15 protein-coding genes are annotated in these 18,163 nt (G+C 62.2%); 8 read left to right on the top strand and 7 right to left on the bottom strand.

The window, feature by feature from the left end:
• The first annotated feature begins 68 nt into the window (after positions 1-68).
• Positions 69-1,121: an HlyD family secretion protein gene (locus tag J9893_RS08330; protein WP_039040403.1), complete on the top strand. Its 1,053-nt coding sequence runs from the start codon at positions 69-71 to the stop codon at positions 1,119-1,121.
• Positions 1,121-2,674 (top strand): DHA2 family efflux MFS transporter permease subunit, encoded by a 1,554-nt coding sequence (locus J9893_RS08325; protein ID WP_042864576.1) that lies wholly within the window; start codon positions 1,121-1,123, stop codon positions 2,672-2,674. The genes J9893_RS08330 and J9893_RS08325 overlap by 1 nt, the downstream gene beginning before the upstream one ends.
• 60 nt (positions 2,675-2,734) lie before the next feature.
• Here J9893_RS08325 and J9893_RS08320 read toward each other — a convergent pair whose 3' ends face one another.
• Positions 2,735-3,361 carry a lysoplasmalogenase gene (locus J9893_RS08320; protein WP_010672583.1) on the bottom strand — a complete coding sequence of 209 codons (627 nt, stop codon included), beginning with the start codon at positions 3,359-3,361 and terminating at the stop codon, positions 2,735-2,737.
• A 172-nt stretch (positions 3,362-3,533) separates the two neighbouring features.
• Here J9893_RS08320 and J9893_RS08315 point away from each other — a divergent pair, with 172 nt between their 5' ends.
• Positions 3,534-3,692, top strand: a complete 159-nt coding sequence (locus J9893_RS08315; protein ID WP_005332188.1) for a hypothetical protein — start codon at positions 3,534-3,536, stop codon at positions 3,690-3,692.
• 88 nt (positions 3,693-3,780) lie between these two features.
• Here J9893_RS08315 and J9893_RS08310 read toward each other — a convergent pair whose 3' ends face one another.
• The 6 genes from J9893_RS08310 to J9893_RS08285 form a co-directional block, all read right to left on the bottom strand.
• Positions 3,781-6,345, bottom strand: a complete 2,565-nt coding sequence (locus J9893_RS08310) for a TRAP transporter permease (protein ID WP_103858879.1) — start codon at positions 6,343-6,345, stop codon at positions 3,781-3,783.
• A gap of 87 nt (positions 6,346-6,432) precedes the next feature.
• Positions 6,433-7,404 carry a TAXI family TRAP transporter solute-binding subunit gene (locus tag J9893_RS08305; RefSeq protein ID WP_103858884.1) on the bottom strand — a complete coding sequence of 324 codons (972 nt, stop codon included), beginning with the start codon at positions 7,402-7,404 and terminating at the stop codon, positions 6,433-6,435.
• A 547-nt stretch (positions 7,405-7,951) separates the two neighbouring features.
• A complete protein-coding gene (locus J9893_RS08300; protein ID WP_103858880.1) occupies positions 7,952-10,117 on the bottom strand; it encodes a S9 family peptidase in 2,166 nt (721 codons plus the stop codon).
• A gap of 288 nt (positions 10,118-10,405) precedes the next feature.
• Positions 10,406-10,837 (bottom strand): DUF411 domain-containing protein, encoded by a 432-nt coding sequence (locus J9893_RS08295; protein ID WP_043154436.1) that lies wholly within the window; start codon positions 10,835-10,837, stop codon positions 10,406-10,408.
• Positions 10,838-10,882: 45 nt separating this feature from the next.
• Positions 10,883-11,206: a hypothetical protein gene (locus J9893_RS08290; RefSeq protein ID WP_041214286.1), complete on the bottom strand. Its 324-nt coding sequence runs from the start codon at positions 11,204-11,206 to the stop codon at positions 10,883-10,885.
• Between the two features lie 76 nt (positions 11,207-11,282).
• Complete coding sequence (locus tag J9893_RS08285) at positions 11,283-12,005, bottom strand: SDR family oxidoreductase (RefSeq protein WP_010672575.1); 723 nt, start codon at positions 12,003-12,005, stop codon at positions 11,283-11,285.
• Positions 12,006-12,145: 140 nt separating this feature from the next.
• On the opposite strand from J9893_RS08285, the gene J9893_RS08280 reads away from it, so the two are divergent.
• The 5 genes from J9893_RS08280 (at position 12,146) to J9893_RS08260 (ending at position 17,229) form a co-directional block, all read left to right on the top strand.
• Entirely contained in the window at positions 12,146-12,988 is an 843-nt protein-coding gene (locus J9893_RS08280) for a LysR family transcriptional regulator (protein ID WP_041212185.1), read from the top strand.
• A 59-nt stretch (positions 12,989-13,047) separates the two neighbouring features.
• On the top strand, positions 13,048-13,647 hold the full coding sequence (locus tag J9893_RS08275) for an NAD(P)H-dependent oxidoreductase (protein ID WP_010672574.1): 600 nt from the start codon (positions 13,048-13,050) through the stop codon (positions 13,645-13,647).
• A gap of 70 nt (positions 13,648-13,717) precedes the next feature.
• The gene (locus J9893_RS08270) at positions 13,718-15,574 is read left to right on the top strand and encodes a monovalent cation:proton antiporter-2 (CPA2) family protein (protein WP_010672573.1); all 1,857 of its coding nucleotides are present in this window, start codon (positions 13,718-13,720) and stop codon (positions 15,572-15,574) included.
• Positions 15,571-15,957: a SirB2 family protein gene (locus J9893_RS08265; protein WP_039040394.1), complete on the top strand. Its 387-nt coding sequence runs from the start codon at positions 15,571-15,573 to the stop codon at positions 15,955-15,957. The genes J9893_RS08270 and J9893_RS08265 overlap by 4 nt, the downstream gene beginning before the upstream one ends.
• A 285-nt stretch (positions 15,958-16,242) precedes the next feature.
• Positions 16,243-17,229: a WYL domain-containing protein gene (locus tag J9893_RS08260; protein WP_029313511.1), complete on the top strand. Its 987-nt coding sequence runs from the start codon at positions 16,243-16,245 to the stop codon at positions 17,227-17,229.
• Positions 17,230-18,163 lie beyond the last annotated feature (934 nt).

The following is an 18,163-nucleotide window of genomic DNA, read 5'->3' as shown; positions in this document are numbered from 1 at the left end:
GAATGGATACTAATCGAAACAGTTGCACGATGTTAGCCTGCCCGCCACAGTTCAGGAAAACCAATATCATGAGTCAACACAAGAAGATCCCCCTGCTGGCCGCCCTGGTGCTAGCCCTGCTCGGCCTGCTGTTTGCCGGTTACTGGTATCTGCATGGCCGCTACTTCGAGAGCACCGACAACGCCTACCTGCAAAGCGAGGTGACCGGCATCGGTTCCAAGCTCTCCGGCTACATCAGCGAAGTACTGGTGACCGACAACCAGGCGGTGAAGGCCGGCCAGCTCATCGCCCGGCTCGACGACCGCGAGTACAGGACAAAGGTGGCGGAGGCCGAGGCCGATCTGCACCTCAACCAGGCGACGGCGGATAACCTCGCCGCCACCCGTATCCAGCAGTTGAGCCTCATCCGCCAGGCCGAGGCAAAAGTCAGCTCGGCCAATGCCGAGCAGGTCCGGGCCCAGCAGCAGGTGCGCCGGGTCAGCCAGCTCAATGAGCGTCACTACAGCTCCCAGGACAGCCTGGACGAGGTGCGCGCCGGCTTGCAGGTCAACCAGGCCCAGGCACTGGAGGCCAAAGCCGCCTTGCAGGCCGCCCGCGAGCGGCTGCTGGTGCTGGATGCCGAAGCCAAGCAGAACCAGGCCAGGCTGGCATTGAGCGAAGCCCAGCTTGAACAAGCCAGGCTGGAACTCGGCTACACCGAGCTGCGAGCCCCGGCTGACGGCATCATCGGCAAGCGCAGCCTGCGGGAAGGGCTCTACGTCCAGTCCGGTATGCAGGTGGCCAGCCTGGTGCCACTGAGCCAGGTGTGGGTCGAGGCCAACTTCAAGGAGACCCAGTTGCAGCACATGCAGCCGGGCCAGAAGGTGGAGGTGATCCTGGATGCCTATCCGGATCAACCGGTCGAGGGGATCATCGACAGCCTCTCTCCGGCCACCGGCGCCAAGTTCGCCCTGCTGCCGCCGGAGAACGCCACCGGCAACTTCACCAAAATCGTGCAGCGGGTACCGGTCAAGATCCGTATCCCGGATCCGGGCGCCCTGGCGGGCAAGCTGCTGCCCGGCCTCTCCACCGAGGTGATCGTCGACACCCGCACCCCTGATCCCGTGGTGGCCGCCCACTGATGGACGCCATACCACGCCGCAACTGGATCGCGGTCATGGGGGGCCTCATCGGCGCCTTCATGGCCATCCTCGACATCCAGATCACCAACGCCTCCCTGAAAGACATTCAGGGGGCGCTCTCGGCCACCCTGAGCGAGAGCTCCTGGATCTCCACCTCCTATCTGGTGGCGGAGATGATCGCCATTCCGCTGAGCGGCTGGCTGAGCCGGGGACTGAGCGTGCGGCGCTACCTGCTGTGGACCACGGGCGCCTTCATCGTCGCCTCCGTGCTCTGCTCGTTCAGCTGGAACCTCACCAGCATGATCGTCTTTCGGGCGCTGCAGGGCTTTACCGGCGGGGCCCTGATCCCCATGGCCTTCTCCCTCATCGTCAGCCTGCTGCCGCTGCACAAGCGAGCCACCGGCATGGCGCTGTTCGGCCTGTGCGCCACCTTCGCCCCCGCCATCGGCCCGACCCTGGGGGGCTGGCTGACGGAGCAGATGTCCTGGCACTACATCTTCTATCTGAACGTGCCGCCCGGCCTGCTGGTGATGGCCATGCTGGCCCACGGACTGGACAGGAAGCCGGTGGACTGGGAGGTGATCAAGCGGGTGGATCTCATCGGTATCCTCACCATGGCGGTGGGTCTCGGCCTCCTGGAGGTGGTGCTGGAAGAAGGCAACCGGGAGGACTGGTTCGGCTCGAGCTTCATCGTGCGGCTCACCGTCATCTCGGTGGTGGCCCTGGTGTTCTTCGTCATCAGCCAGTTGCTGCGCCGCCACCCCCTGGTCAACCTGCGGCTGCTGCACAACCCGCGCTTCGCCCTGGCCTGCTTCGCCTACCTGGTGCTCGGTATGGGGTTGATGGGCTCCATCTATGTGCTGCCCCTCTACATGACCCAGATCCACAATTACAACGCCCTGGAAATCGGTGAAGTACTGATGTGGATGGGGTTGCCCCAGTTGCTGGTGCTCCCCCTGGTGCCCAAGCTGACCCACAAGATAGATCCGCGCTATCTGGTGAGCTTCGGCTTTCTGGTCTTCGCCATCAGCTGCTTCATGAACGTGAACATGAATGCCGACTACGCCGGGCCCCAGCTGATCCAGTCCCTCATCGTGCGGGCCCTGGGGCAGCCCTTCATCATGGTGCCCCTCTCCCTGGTGGCGACCGCCAGCCTGACGCCGGACGAGATCCCCTCCTCCTCGACCCTGCTCAACGTGCTGCGCAACCTGGGGGGCGCCTTCGGCATCGCCATCATCGCCACCCTGATCGACAACGACACCCGGACTCATGTCAGCCAGATCGGCAGCACCCTGGCCGCCACCAGCATCGAGGGGCAGGCCTATCTGATGCAGTTGGCCCAGACCATGATGGCCCAGGGAGCCGGGCCGGAGCAGGCCCAGTTGCAGGCCCGGGCCATGCTGTCGAACACCATCAGCCGCGAGGCGGCCATCATGGCCTACAACCAGGTGTTCTACGTGATGGGTATCTTCCTGCTCGTCGCCAGCGCCCTGATGCTGCTGCTCAAGCAGCCGGCCCCGAGGGCCCCTGACGCAGAACCGGTCGAAGCGTGAAAGGTGGGGAGCACATAGCAAAACGGGCCAGAAGGCCCGTTTTTCATGGCTGCCCGCCGGTCAGCCCGCCAGGGAGGCGGCGATCAGGAACTGGGCCGCGAAGTAGCTGCTCATGATCCAGGCCGTGGCATGGGGGAAGGGGCGGCGGAATCTGTCCAGCGCCAGCATGCTGTCGGAGAAGAGGAACATCAGCGCCCCCACCAGGGCGGCGGCGCTGCCGGCAGTGAGAGAGGCATGCCAGGCACCGGCGGCCACCCAGGCCATGGCGATGATCACCAGCATGTAGCAGAAGACGGGGATCCTCATCTCGCCGAGCTGGCCCCACAGGAGCCCGAACACCATGCCAGCCACCAGCAACAGCAGCAGGCCGTCCACCAGCTTGAGCACCAGGGGCCCCTGGGCGAAACCGACGATGTAGCAGAGGTGAGCGACAAAAAATGCCGCCAGCCCCTGGATGAAGCGATCCCGTGGCAGCATCAGCAGCACGTCCCCCGCCAGCGACAGGCAGAGACCGAGCAGGATCCAGGCGTGGGAGCCGTTGTGATCGTCGCTCTGGTAGCCAAACGCCAGGGCGATGATGAACAGCATGGTCAGGGGTTTGCTGATGTAGAACTGACGGGAGTCTGAGCCGTAAGCCGCGCGGATGTGCCACCAGCCCGATGCGATGATCAAGAAACTCAATAACATGCCCTGCTCCTCACCGGCTGCTCGCCCTGGGGCGGCAACCTCTTTAGTGCCCGCAAGAGTAGCAAATTCCCCTGGCCAGTGGCAGAGGCTGAAGCAGATGGCACCCTACACCTAAAGTCTAATTGCCCCCATCCCCGCCCTCGGGCATAAGAGACAGTTCTGGAGGATCACCATGGAAGACGCTATGACCAACTACCTGCCCGCTATCGACATCATGATGTGCCATCTTGGCATCAGCTTTGAACAGGCCTGCGAGCAGCTTGGCCTCAGCCCGCAGGAGCAGCAGACCCTCGACCAACTGCAAAAACAGAAGCAGACCCAGTCCAACTGATGCCCTGGACTGATGGCCCGAAGCGGCTGGCATCACAGCCCAGCATAAAAAACGGCGCCCGAAGGCGCCGTTTTTTATTGGGTGATGGTCAGGGTCGAGCGACCCGGCGGCGTTGCAGCCAGACCACGGCCCCGAACAGCAGGAAGCCCGGCAGCCACATCAGCTCCTTGGGCCAGCGCTCGGTAGGCGCCTTGACGCTCAGGATCTGCTGATCCATCTCCAGCCCCAGATCGGCGGCCTGGCTGCCGAAGGTGACGGTGTCGATCAGGATCTTGCCCTCCTGCTCATAGGTCTGGATCCCCAGCTTGGCCAGACGATCCTCGCCACTGGCGCCCTCCGGCACCGGCAGCAGCACGGTGAAGCGGCGCAACTTGCCCACCGCATCTTCCCCTTCCATGCGCAGGCGCAGGGTGCTCTCGGCCTCCACCTGCCCCATGGTCTGGACCAGCTCGGCCGGGGCGGTGTCGCGATACGGGTCGTGCAGCAGATCCATCCAGAAGCCAGGACGGAACAGGGTGAAGGCCACCAGCAGCAGCAGCACGCTCTCGTACCAGCGGCTCTTCACCAGGAAGAAGCCCTGGGTGGCGGCAGCGAAGATCAGCATGGCGATGGTGGCCACGAAGAAGATCAGTACGCCGTGGGCGAAGTCCACGTCGATCAGCAGCAGATCCGTGTTGAAGATGAACAGGAAGGGCAGCGCCGCGGTACGCAGGCTGTAGTAGAACGCCGTGATCCCGGTCTTGATGGGGTCGCCCTTGGAGACGGCGGCCGCGGCGAACGAGGCCAGCCCCACCGGCGGGGTCACGTCCGCCATGATGCCGAAGTAGAAGACGAACAGGTGCACCGCGATGAGCGGCACGATGAGGCCGTTCTGCTGACCCAGGGTGACGATCACCGGCGCCAGCAGGCTCGATACCACGATGTAGTTGGCAGTGGTCGGCAGCCCCATGCCGAGGATGAGGCTCAGCAGCGCGGTGAGGATCAGCATGAGCAGCAGGTTGCCCATGGAGAGGAACTCCACCAGATCCGCCAGCACCAGGCCGACGCCGGTCTGGGAGACGGCCCCGACGATGATGCCGGCAGTGGCGGTGGCAATGCCGATGCCGATCATGTTACGAGCACCGGCAATCAGCCCCTCGCGCAGGTCCACTACGCCATCGGTGAAGGAGCCGTAGTCATGCTTGCCGTCGGTGCGCAGCCAGTTCAGCAGCGGTCGCTGGGTCAGCAGGATGATGATGAGCATCACCGAACCCCAGAAGGCCGACAGGCCGGGGGAGAGGCGCTCCACCATCAGACACCACACCAGCACCACCACGGGCAGGAGGAAGTGCAGGCCGGAGAGCAGCACGGCGCGGGTCTCGGGCAGCTCGTCCAGTGGCTTGTCCGGGTCTTCCGCCGGCAGCGGCGCGTTGCTCGCGGCGATCTTCAGCAGTCCCAGGTAGGCGACGGCCAGCAGCACGCTGATCCCCGGCAGGGCATAGTCACCCAGTACCGGCTTGAGCCAGCCCAGACCGTAGTAGACCGCCATGGAGAGGCCGCTGATGAGGGCGGCACCGAAGGCGAAGCCGGTCAGGCGACGCAGCCAGGGGCGCGGCTGACGGTTGCCTATGGGCTGCATCCCGAGCTTGAGCGCCTCGAGGTGCACGATGTAGAGCAGGGCGATGTAGGAGATGGCCGCCGGCAGGAAGGCGTGCTTGATGATCTCCACATAGGGGATGCCCACGTACTCCACCATCAGGAAGGCAGCAGCCCCCATGACCGGCGGCATGATCTGGCCGTTGACCGAGGAGGCCACTTCCACCGCGCCGGCCTTCTCCTTGGAGAAACCGACCCGTTTCATCATGGGGATGGTGAAGGTGCCCGTGGTCACCACGTTGGCGATGGAGGAGCCGGAGATGACGCCGGTCAGGGCCGAGGCGACCACGGCCGCCTTGGCCGGGCCGCCGCGCAGGTGACCCAGCAGGCTGAAAGCGAGCTGGATGAAGTAATGGCCCGCACCGGCACGCTCGAGCAGGGCGCCAAACAGCACGAACAGGAAGACGAAGCTGGTGGAGACCCCGAGGGCGATGCCGAACACCCCTTCGGTGGTGATCCACTGGTGGTTGGCCAGCGCATGCAGGCTCACCCCGCGGTGGGCCAGCAGGGAAGGCATCCAGGGACCGGCCAGGCTGTAGGCCAGGAAGACGATGGCGATGACCGCCAGGGCCGGGCCCAGGGCGCGGCGGGCCGCTTCCAGCAGGAGCGGAATGCCGACGCAGGCCACCGCGAAGTCCATGGTGGTCAGGTTGCCGGGACGCTGGGCAAGCTCCTGGTACATGACGAACAGATAGCTGGCGACGGCGGCACCGACGAGGCCGAGGGCGATGTCGGCAAGGGGAACCCTGTCTCGCGGTGAGCTGCGCATGGCGGGGAACACCAGGTAGGCGAGCAGGATGGCGAAAGCCAGGTGAATCGAGCGTGTTTCAGTGTCGTTGAGGACGCCGATGCCGAGGGAGAAGGGCAGCGGCGAGGCAATCCAGAGCTGGAACAGGGACCAGATCAGCGCAAGACCCGCGATGATCCAGCTCATGGGGCCGACGGGCAGCCTGGCGCCGACGTCCTGGGCGATCAGCTCCTCGGCCGAGAACGCCTCTTGTTGTTGTGTTTGCTGCATAGTGTGACTCTGTAGGTACTGCAATAAATGAGACTCGCTCCCCCGAAGGAGGAGCGAGTCCGGGGCACATCCGAAGACGCAGCCGGATTACATCCAGCCACGTTCCTTGTAGTAACGCACAGCGCCTTCATGCAGCGGAGCGGAGAGACCCACCTTGATCATGTCGGCTTCCTTCAGATCCGCGAAGGCCGGGTGCAGGCGCTTGAAGCGGTCCAGGTTGTCGAACACGGACTTGACCAGCTGGTAGACCACTTCCGGATCGGCCTTGGCGCTGGTGGAGAGCACCGCCTTGCCACCGATGGACGGGGTCGGGTTCGGGCTGCCCTTGTAGAGACCACCCGGGATCTCGGCCTTGCTGTAGTAGCTCTTCTCGGCCAGCAGCTTGTCGATCTCGAGGCCGGTGACCGGTACCAGCACGGTGTCCGTGGTGGTGGAGGCTTCCTGGATGGCGCCGTTCGGGTGGCCGACGAAGTAGCTCATGGCGTCGATGTTGTTGTCACCCAGGGCAGAGGCCTGCTCGGCGGGTTTCAGTTCGGAGACCAGGCTGAAGGCGGACTTGTCCCAGCCCTTCACGCCCATGATCTCTTCGAAGGTGTCACGCTGACCGGAACCCGGGTTGCCGATGTTGACGCGCTTGCCCTTCAGGTCGTCGAAGCTGGCTACCTTGGCGTCCTTGCGGGCCAGGATGGTGAACACTTCGCTCTGCAGGGAGAAGACGGCGCGGATGTCATCCATCGGACCTTCGGCCTTGAACGGCTCGACGCCCTTCATCGCCTTGTACTGGTGGTCGGACTGCATGATGCCGAAGTTGAATTCGCCGGAGCGGATGCCGTTGACGTTGGCAACGCCGCCGCCACTGGCCGGGGCGTTGCACTTGATCTGGTGATCGGCGGCGCCGCGGTTGAGGAAGCGGCAGATGGACTGGCCCGCCACGTAGTAGACGCCGGTCTGACCGCCGGTGCCTATGGTCACGAAGCGCTCCTGCGCTTGCACCGGACCACCAAACGACACACCGACCAGAGCCGCCGACAAGGCGCACGCCAAGGATAATCCTTTCATGTTCTTCATCCTTTTCATTGATTTATTTCACCCGTTTCCCGGGAGAATATGAGACAGACCCGCATCAAGACCGGGCTCGCCTATACGACCTCGTACGAGGAAATGGTCGAGCGGCACGCGCCCTTCCAGAAGCCACCATCATCCTGCGGTGAGATAATCAGCGTCATGCCGATCGGAGGTGATCTGACCAGAAACGGGTCAGTTCAAAAGCATTAACGCTCCGATTAAGCACATAACACCAACATAAATCAAACAAAACAGCAAAATGGCGGATTTAAATAGCGAGAAGTTTGAAGCGGATCATTCATTTCTCAAGGGCAGATTAATTACATGAACTATCAAAGGGAAGCAATAAAAAGCACGCCCAGATTCTTTCGCAACCCTTGACTGGCAAGGATTAGAAACCTGGTCCGTTATATTGCGAAGTACTTACTGAACAGCATAAACACGACGTTAATGACGCTTTTGTCGCCAAGATGCAAAAACCCCGATCCGGGGCTGCCGGAACGAGGTTTGGTAACAAGCTGATTTCATTTGGGCCCGGCCATCACGCCTTGCTGCCGGCCAGCTCCAGAATGAAGGCGAACTCCAGGGCGATGTCCTCATAGGCCTTGAAACGGCCCGACTTGCCGCCGTGACCGGCCTCCATGTCGGTACTGAGCAGCAACTGGTTGTCATCCGTCTTCAACTCACGCAGCTTGGCCACCCACTTGGCTGGCTCCCAGTACTGCACCTGGGAGTCGTGCAACCCCGTGGTCACCAGCAGATTCGGATAGGCCTGGGCCTTGACCTGATCGTAGGGGCTGTAGGCCTTCATGTAGTCGTAGTAGCGCTTCTGGTTCGGGTTGCCCCACTCGTCATACTCCCCTGTGGTGAGGGGAATGGACTCGTCCAGCATGGTGGTGACCACGTCGACGAAGGGCACCTGAGCCACCACGCCGCGATAGAGCTGGGGCGCCTGGTTGATGACGGCCCCCATCAGCAGGCCGCCGGCGCTGCCTCCCATGGCATAGACCTGATCCCTGGCACCGTAGCCTTGCGCCACCAGCGCCTCGGTCACGTCGATGAAGTCGTTGAAGGTGTTCTGCTTCTTGAGCAGCTTGCCCTCTTCATACCAGGTGCGGCCCAGCTCCTCGCCACCCCGGATATGGGCGATGGCGTAGACGAAGCCCCGGTCCAGCAGGCTCAGGCGTGAGCTGCTGAAGTCCGGGTCCATGCTGGCGCCGTAGGAGCCATAGCCGTAGACCAGCAGGGGATTGGTGCCTGCACCGCCCCCTGCCTTCTTGAACTTGTCCTTGCGATAGACCAGCGACACCGGCACGGCCACGCCGTCACGGGCGGTGATCCAGAGCCGCTCGCTGGCATATTGCGCAGGCACGAAGCCCGCCACCGGCTGCTGCTTGAGCAGAGTCCGCTTGCCGCTGTCCATGTCGAGCTCATAGGTGGAGGACGGCGTGGTCATGGAGGAGTAGCCATAGCGCAGGGCGCTGGTGTCCGGCTCCGGGTTGTAGGCAAGCCAGGTGACATAGGCGGGATCGTCGAAGGCGATCTCCTTCTGTTCGCCGCTCTGCCAGTTGACCTGACGCAACCGGGTCAACCCCTGGCTGCGCTCCTCCAGCACCAGCCAGTCCCTGAACAGGGCATAGCTCTCCAGCAGCACGTCCGGATTGGGGGCGATCACCGCCTTCCAGCGATCCACCGGGCTCTCCTTGGTCTCATAGAGGCCGAAGTTCTTGCCGTCCTTGTTGGAGCGCACATAGAAGCGGCCGCGGTAGTGATCCAGGCTGTATTCGTGATCCACCTGGCGGGGCAGGAACAGGCGTGGCGTCTGACCCGGCACATTGGCATCGATGAGGCGCGCCTCGCTGGTGGTGGTGCTGGAGAGGGAGATGACGATGAAATCTTCCGAGGTGGTGGCGTAGAGGCTCACATAGAAGGAGTCGTCCTTCTCCTCGTAGACCAGGGTATCCTTCGCGGGGTCCGTGCCCAGCTCGTGGCGATAGACCTGGTAGGGCAGCAGGGTCTTGGGGTGCTTGCGCACGTAGAAGACCGTCTTGCTGTCGTTGGCCCACACCAGGTTGCCTGAGGTGTTCTCGAGGGTGTCGGCGGCCCAGGCGCCGCTCTCCAGATCGAGGAACTGGATCCTGTATTGACGGCGGGAGAGATAATCTTCCGCCACCGCCAGCCAGCGGTTGTTGCGGCTCACCTCGAGCGCCCCCAGGGCATAGAACTCGTGGCCTTCGGCGCGCTGGTTGCCATCCAGCAGCAGGGCGGGCGCCCCGTCCCCTTCCACCTTGCTGCGGGAGTAGATGGCATACTCCTTGCCCGGCTCGTAACGGGTCTGATAGCGGTAGCCGTTCTTCACATAGGGGACAGACTCGTCCTGCTGGGGAATACGGGCCACCATCTCCTTGTAGAGCTGCTCGCGCAGCGGCTTGATCGGTGCAAGCATGGCCTCGGTGTAGGCATTCTCGGCCTTGAGATAGTCCAGCACCTCGGGCTTCTGCCGCTCGTCGTCACGCAGCCAGTAGTAGTTGTCGACTCGTGTGTCCCCGTGTTTTTTCAGGGTATGGGGGTGCTTGGCAGCCACCGGGGGGACAATGACAGGCTGGGTGGAAGTATCGCTTGTAGGCATGGCGGACTCTTCGTTGGCATGGGAACAGGGCGCAGCAAGCAGGCAAGCCAGCAGCAACCCCCGGGAAAAGGTGAACATGTCGCATCCTTTGCGCTGTCACAGGGCCGCCCCTCCCGCTGGTGCTGCACGCATCCAGACGGCACACCGGCAGGCAGTGGGAAAAGCGTCCCTGAGAAAATAAAAATTGGCGATCAATCTGCCCCTTGTCGCCCGGGGTTGCAAGGGCTCCCCGGACATTCCCCCCCAAATCGACGAAAAAGGGCCGCCATCTCGCGATGGCGGCCCTCCTCCCTGACCGTGGGCGACACGGGTTCGCTCAGGTGTGCCTCACATGATGGAAGTGTGTCTGCTCACGGTCAGCATCCATCAGCCGGGGTAGCTCGACCAGACTTTGGTCGCGCCCTCGTCACTGATGCTCAGCACCTGATAGGGCTGACCCGGAATATCCATGCCCGGCGCACTCTGGGGCATCCCCGGAATGGTCAGACCGCGGATCGCCGGTTTTTCCTTTAGCAGCTTCTGCACGTCGGCAGCGGGCACATGCCCCTCCACCACATAGCCATTCACCACCCCGGTGTGGCAGGAGGCCAGCTGCGGGGTGATGCCATGCTGCTGCTTGATCGGGTCAAGCTGCTCGGTTTCCACGACCTTGACCTCAAAGCCGTTCTCTTCCATGTGCTTGATCCAGGTCTTGCAGCAACCGCAATACTGGGACTTGTAGACGGTCATCTGCCCGGTTGCCAGAGCAGAAAAACTGATGGTACCGGCCAGCACGGCCAGTAACAGGGACTTGTACATATCTCACCTCGGTTAAGAAGAAATGCCCGGAAAGGGAAACTCGACTCAGCCGTGGTGACGGGGCGGACGCTCGAGACGCTCCAGGGGAGCCTCCGGCATGAACAGAGAGGGAGAGAGGTATGTCGGCCTGTCGGGCTCAAGCCGGGCAACCGTCAGGCTGTCGCTGGTGAGCACCGTCATGGCGAGCGCCGAGGTGAAGCTGCCGCAGGGCATGGCTTTTTCCAGGGTACGCTCGCTCTGGCTGCAATGGGGCGTCAGGGTACAGAGATCGGTGGCCGCACGGCTGCCAAACGACATCAGCACCAGCACCAGACTCCACAGGGGGAGCCAGCGGCGGGCGCGAGCGAGTTGGCGACGGGTCAGGACCATGAGACGACTCAATGACGAAAGAGGGCCTATGGTAACCCTTGGCCCAGGGGGAGGGTCAACCCCTCCCCCGTTTGCATCAGGGTTGCTGACGGGTGGCTGCCAGCACGATCTCCCGCACGCAGACGTTGGCCGGCTGGTGCCAGGCGTAGAGCACGGCGTCGGCGATCACCTCGGGTGCAATGACGCCTCCCATCTGATCCTTCCAGTCGTGATAGCCCGCCTTGATGCGCTCGTCCGTGGTGTGGCTGAGCAGCTCGGTCTCCACCGCGCCCGGAGCGATGGTCACCATCCGCACGCCGACATCGGCCACCTCTTCCCGGATATTTTCGGTCAGGGCGTGAACGGCGAACTTGGTGGCGCAGTAAGCGGCATGGTTCGGGAAGGTCTTGCGACCGGCGATGGAGCTGATGTTGATGATGGTGCCGCTGCGGCGGGCCTTCATGCCGGCCAGTACCGCATGCACGCCATTCAGAACCCCCATCACGTTGATGTTGAGCATCTGCTGCCACTCGGCGGGATCCTGCACGTCGGCCTGTCCCAGCAGCATGACGCCGGCATTGTTGACCAGACATCCCACCGGGCCGAATTGCGCCTCCGCCTGCGCCACGGCGGCCTTCATGGCGGCGGTGTCGGTGACATCGACCCCGATGCAGAGGGTATCGGGCAGGTTCAGCGCCTGCATGGGCTCGACCCGGCGGGCCAGCAACAGCAGCGGATGGCCGGCGGCGGAGAAGGCGCGGGCAATGGCGGCACCGATCCCGGCGGACGCGCCGGTGATCACCACGAGGGACTTGGACATGGAGTTTTCCTTCTGATGCGTTGAAATGGGCGTCAAACAAGGGCTGGCCAGCACGGGACCCAGTCACTATAGTCGCTACATCCATCGGCGATAAATATAGTTTTCCGCTGGTTATCATCTGAATTAACTATGGTATCCCCATGCTGGACCTGAGATTGCTGCGCTTCTTCATCGCCATCTATGAAGAGAAGAACATCACGGCGGCGGCAGCCCGCTGCCACGTGAGCCAACCCTCCCTCTCCGCCGGCCTTCGCCAGCTTGAAGAGAGCCTGGGGGACAGCCTCTTCATCCGGGGCAAGAAGGGGGTGGAAGCGAAGGATCCGGCCCACTATCTCTATCCCCACGCCGTCAAGCTGGTGGAAGAGGCGCGTCGCCTGCCGACTCTGTTTCGCCAGAAGGCGACGCGTGCGAGACTCAACATGGCCATCATGCCCGACCTCAGCCGCCGTCGGCTGGCGGGATTGCTTCGGCGGGTGCAGGGGGTGCTGCCCGAGCTGGATCTCACCCTCTCCGATTACGGCACCCCGGCCGACTGCCGGCTGACCCTGGATGCCCTGCGCCGGGAGGACGAGATCTTCCTGCCGCTCTGGGAAGAGGAGTACGTGCTGTGCGTTCCCAGGGGACACCCTCTTGCGGGCAGGGCGCGTATCGAGCTGGCTGAGTTGCAACACCATGATTTCATTGAGTGCCCACCCTGCGAAGCCCATCAGCAAACCATAGGCCTGCTGGCCTGTGACCGGCTCACCCTCAATCTGGTGGCCAAGGCCGAGAGCAAAGGGCTGGTGATGGCGCTGGTGCTGGCCGGTGTGGGCATCAGCTTCCTGCCCGACGGGCTGGTGGAGGACGAAGCGGGCCTGTGCACCCTGCCCGTGAGCGGCCCCCGGATGTTCCGCCGCATCGGCCTCTGCTACCCCGCCCACCAGACCCTGAATCCGGCGCTGCGCGCACTGATCCCGGAACTGGCGGGCCAGGGAGCTTCTTGATAACGTTTCAGCTCACAATCTGTCGCATGTGCCGGCAGCAGACCCTCTTCAGGAATCACATGAAACGCATTCTGGTCATCTTTTCACACCCGGCGCTGCAGAGTTCCCGGGCCAACAAGCAACTCCTGCACGCCATCGAGGGGCTGGAGGGGATCACCCTGCACGATCTCTGCCAGCGCTATCCGGATATGTTCATCAACGTGAAACGGGAACAGGCCCTGCTGGCGGAGCACGACATCATCGTCTTCCAGCACCCCTTCTACTGGTACTCCTGCCCGGCCATCATGAAAGAGTGGATGGACCTGGTGCTGGAGTACGGCTATGCCTACGGCCCCGAGGCCCACGCCCTCAGCGGCAAGCAGTGGCTCAGCGCCATCACCACGGGGGGCGGCCCGGAGTCCTACTGCCGCGCCGGCTACAACCAGCGCCCGCTGCTCGACTTCCTGCTCCCCTTCCAGCAGACCGCACAGCTGTGCGGCATGCGCTGGCTGCCCCCTTTCGTGCTGCACTCCTTCCACAAACTCGAGGATCCCGAGGCGCTGCGCCGCTGCGGCCAGGACTATCGCCAACTGCTGTGCGCCCTGCGTGACGAGCAGCTGACCCCGGCCCAGCTGGCCGAGAGCCCCTATCTGCGCGATCTGCTGGGGGTACTCCCATGACACACACTCGATCCGGGCGCATGCCCGGCCAGCCCTCACCGGCATTCATCATGTTAAGGAGGAGCCGCTGATGGGACATGGATTGCTGTTTGACGCCCTGATCTACCTCTCGGCGGCGGTGATCGCCGTCCCGCTGGCCAAGCGGTGGGGGCTGGGCTCTGTCCTTGGCTACCTGCTGGCGGGGATCATCATAGGTCCCTTCCTGCTTGGTCTGGTGGGCGAGCAGAAAGACGTGATGCACTTCGCCGAGTTCGGGGTGGTGCTGATGCTGTTTCTGGTCGGTCTGGAGCTGCGCCCGGCCCTGTTGTGGCAACTGAAAGGGCCCATCCTCGGCACCGGTGGTCTGCAGGTGCTGCTCACCAGTGTCGCCCTGACCGGGGTGGGTTATCTTTTGGGTCTGCCCTGGCAGCAGGGGCTCGCCATCGGTCTTATTCTTGCGCTCTCCTCCACCGCCATCGTGCTGCAGAGCCTGCAGGAGCGCAAACTGATGCAGAGCGAGAGCGGCCGCTCCGCGTTTGCGGTGTTGCTGTTCCAGGACATCGCCGTCATCCCCATCCTGGCGATCCTGCCGCTGCTGGCCATCGCGCCGGTCGCCAGCAGCGGCAGTTCGGAGCTGGCAGGCTGGCAGCACGGCCTGCTGGTGGTGGCCGCCATCGCCGGCATCGTGCTGGGTGGCCATTACCTGATGCGGCCGGTGTTTCGCGCCATCGCCCAGTCCCACATGCGGGAGATCTTCGTCGCTGCCGCCCTGCTGCTGGTGATCGCCATCGCCGTGCTGATGGAATCCGTCGGTCTCTCCCCCGCCCTCGGCTCCTTCCTCGCCGGCGTGGTGCTGGCGGACAGCGAATACCGCCACGAGCTGGAAGCAGACATAGAGCCGTTCAAGGGGCTGCTGCTCGGCCTCTTCTTCATGTCGGTGGGTGCCGGCATCGACTTCAGCCTCTTTGCCGCCCATCCCCTGTTGATCCCGGCACTGGTGATCGGTCTGATGGTGCTCAAGTGGCTGGTGCTGATGGGGCTCGGCTTTGTCATTCGCCTCTCCCCTAACCAGCGCTGGACCTTCGCCCTGGCCCTGGCCCAAGGCGGGGAGTTCGCCTTCGTGCTGTTCTCGTTCGCCGCCCAGAACAAGGTACTGCCGGGCAGCACCATCTCACTGCTGACTCTGGTCGTCGCCCTCTCCATGGCGCTGACACCGCTGCTGCTTATCCTCAACGATCGGGTGATCCAGCCCTGGTTCGACTACCGCAACCAGAGTGACACCCCCGAACATGAACAGCCCGAGCTGGTGGAACACCCGGTCATCATCGCCGGCTTCGGTCGCTTCGGTCAGATAGTGGGGCGCCTGCTCCACGGCCATGGTATTGGCACCACCATCCTGGAGCAGGATGCCAGCCAGATAGAGATGCTGAGAAAGTACGGCTACCAGGTGTTTTATGGGGATGCCAGCCGACTCGACCTGCTGCACGCGGCCGGCGCCCACAAGGCCAAACTGCTGGTGCTCTCCCTCAATGACCCGGCCACCTCCCTCGAAGTGATCGAGATGGTGAAAAAGCACTTCCCGCACCTCAGAATACTGGCCCGTGCCCAGGACAGACCCCATGCCCACGAGATCCTGCGCCACGGGATAGACAGCGTGCACCGCGAAACCCTGGGGTCGGCCGTGGATCTTGGGGTAGAAGCACTCACCCTCTTGGGATTCAGGGCCAATCAGGCCTGGCGTGCGGGGCAGATGTTCAAGCAGTATGACAACCGGCTGCTGCGGGAACAGGTCAACTACCTGGACGACGAGCACACCTATATCAACAAGAGCCTGCAATACCGCGACATCCTCTCCGACCTGCTGCAAGACGATCAGGAAGGACAGGAGCGTACCCACGCCCATCAATGGAACAGCGGTCTGCCCGACAACGACAAGGAAGCAACATGATTGCCTATTACCCCATGCTCAAACACCTTCACATGACCCTGGCCCTGGTCAGCCTGCTGCTCTTCCTCTACCGCTGGAGCCTGGCGCTGGCGGGCAGCGGGCGGCTGCAACAGAAATGGCTGAAGGTGCTACCCCACATCAACGACACCTTCCTGCTGCTGTTTGGTGTGCTGCTGGCGGTGACCCTGCAGATGAGCCCTGGCCAGCAGCCCTGGTTGATGGCCAAGCTGATTGCCCTGGTGATCTACATCGGCCTGGGCGTCATGGCGCTCAAGCGTCCTGCCCGCGGCCAGAAGCTGGTGGCCGGAGTGGCCGCTCTCGCAGTATTCGGCTACATGGTGGGCGCAGCCATCACCAAATCAGCCTGGTCCTGGCTGGCGTAACGACGTGTCGAGGTGGGGGCCCGTCCCTCACCTCCTTCCCACCTCCCCCTCCATATTGCTTCCATTTCCTTCCAGTCACCCAGGTCGCGAGCATTCTCGCAAGGCTTGTTTTCAATAAAAAAAGGGTCAAACAACCCCTTTAACTTGTTATTTTATCTTATTTATCAACAGCTTGGTTCTTCATGTATGAAAATGGCGACAGTTGTCGCAGTAAAACTTGCGACATAGACTGTCGCAGGCCATGGCTAGGATACACTCAACGCTAAACCAGTGAAGGCATGCACCATGAGTAAGAAGCTGTTACGACAACTGACCTTGGCGCGTTGCATCCCGCACCGCCCTTACAAGCTGACCGCCAGCCAACTCCAGGTAAAACTGGAAGAGGAAGGCATTCACGTCAGTCTCCGTACCGTGCAACGGGACCTGGAAGAGATGTCCGGCATGGGACTGTTCGACCTCACCTCCGATGAGCGCAGCAAGCCTCATGGCTGGTGCTTCGAGCGCCATGGTCTCAATGACTTTGCCAACATCATGCCGCTCTCGCTGGCAGTGGCCCTGAAAACCTGGAGCGACCAGGCGAGCCAACTGTTGCCGGCAAGCGTGCTGACCGAATTGAACCCGCTGATCGACAAGGCTGGTCAGGTGATCCGCGACAGCCAGAGCGAACTGGCCGAGCGCTGGCTGGAGAGCGTGCACCAGTCACCTCGCCCCTTCGCCGGCAATCCGGAGATCCGCCGCAGCACCCTGATCCGCGACGCCCTCTGGCGTGGCCGCAAGTTCAGCGCCGAGATCCAGCGTGTCATCAAGGAGCGTACTGTCTGGCTCTGCTATGACCGCATCAATCCCCTCGGCATCCTGAACCAGCCCGATGGCCCCATCCTGCTCTGTACCCTGTCCGAGCTGGATCCCAAGGTCTACGGCATTCCGTTCGATCACATCAAGAACGTGGAGTTGACCAACTTCAGCGCGACCCAGCCGAAGGACTTCAATATCCAGAAGCTGATCCGCGACCAGGGTTATCAGGACGTCAGCGGTCCGATCCGCTTCGTCGGGCGCATCGATGCCAACTGCCCGACACTGATCGATGGACAAATCCCGGGACATAACCCGCGTATGACCCGTTACGACAAGCGCAGCGTGGTGGTGGAGACCGAAGTGCAAGATACGCCCGAGTTCCGCTCCTGGCTGAACAACATGAGCGGCAACCTGGAGGTACTTGCACCCGAATCACTGCGCAAGGCCTACCCGACTCCTGGGACAAGGGTCAGCTAAAGAAACCAGCAGACAATACAAAGCCGAGATTTATCTCGGCTTTTGTCTACTTTTAAAGCATAAGTATTCAATTAATTTTGAACTCTTACACCCCTGATTGAAGCGGCTGTACCATCGTTTTCCTACCGATTTCTGCTTGTAAGAGATCTGCCATTCCCCCTGTAAGACCCCTCAGTGTTGAACCGTACGTGAAGCCATCCCGCACTGGGTATGCTTTCCATGGAAACTATCTAAGTAACTGATAAACGTAGATAATATTCCACACAAGCCCATTTCTGCACCGCATGTCACGGAACCCAAGCCGAATGCACACCTTGTTCGAGCCCGTAATTGCCTTAGTATGGGTCTCACAAGGACGAGCTGATTCGGCAGGATGCAGAAACAGCGCATAAACAAGGAATAGCCTGCAGGATGTGGGCAAGGAACACCTCGGGATGGGGTTGATAGCCAGGATGGTTATCACAAGGATCGACAGGACAACCGCAGGATGCGGTAGTTGGATACCTCGGGATGAGGTTGAGTGGCACGGATTGTCGCTCATCAAGGATGAAAGGACACCGCAAGACGCGGTCAGGAACAGCTTCAAGATGAAGCGTGATAGCCAGGATGGTTATCAGTCAGGATGACGCAGGAACACCACGGGATGTGGTAATGGACACCTCCAGGAAGGAGAGGGTGAAGCAATCAGGACAGATTGCCAGGCTAGGAAGGCCACAGGATACCCCAACGGATTGGGAAGGGGAATTTCCAAAGGAAAGGATAGCGTCAAGGATTGCAGGGAGCATGGCAGTTCAGGGAATGGACGAAATGACTTGAGGGGACAGCATCTGCTGTCCCCTTTTCTTTTGTGCACCCCATGCCCGCGACACAACAGAAAATGGAATCAGCCTGAGCGGCCCTACAACATCACGCCATCTGCATCACTGATAACCTG

The sequence above is a fragment of the Aeromonas sp. MaB10011B genome (assembly GCF_017939325.1).
GTDB lineage: Bacteria > Pseudomonadota > Gammaproteobacteria > Enterobacterales > Aeromonadaceae > Aeromonas > Aeromonas caviae.
Note: the sequence above shows the minus strand (reverse complement) of the source record. Positions and strands in the feature narration are given on the sequence as shown.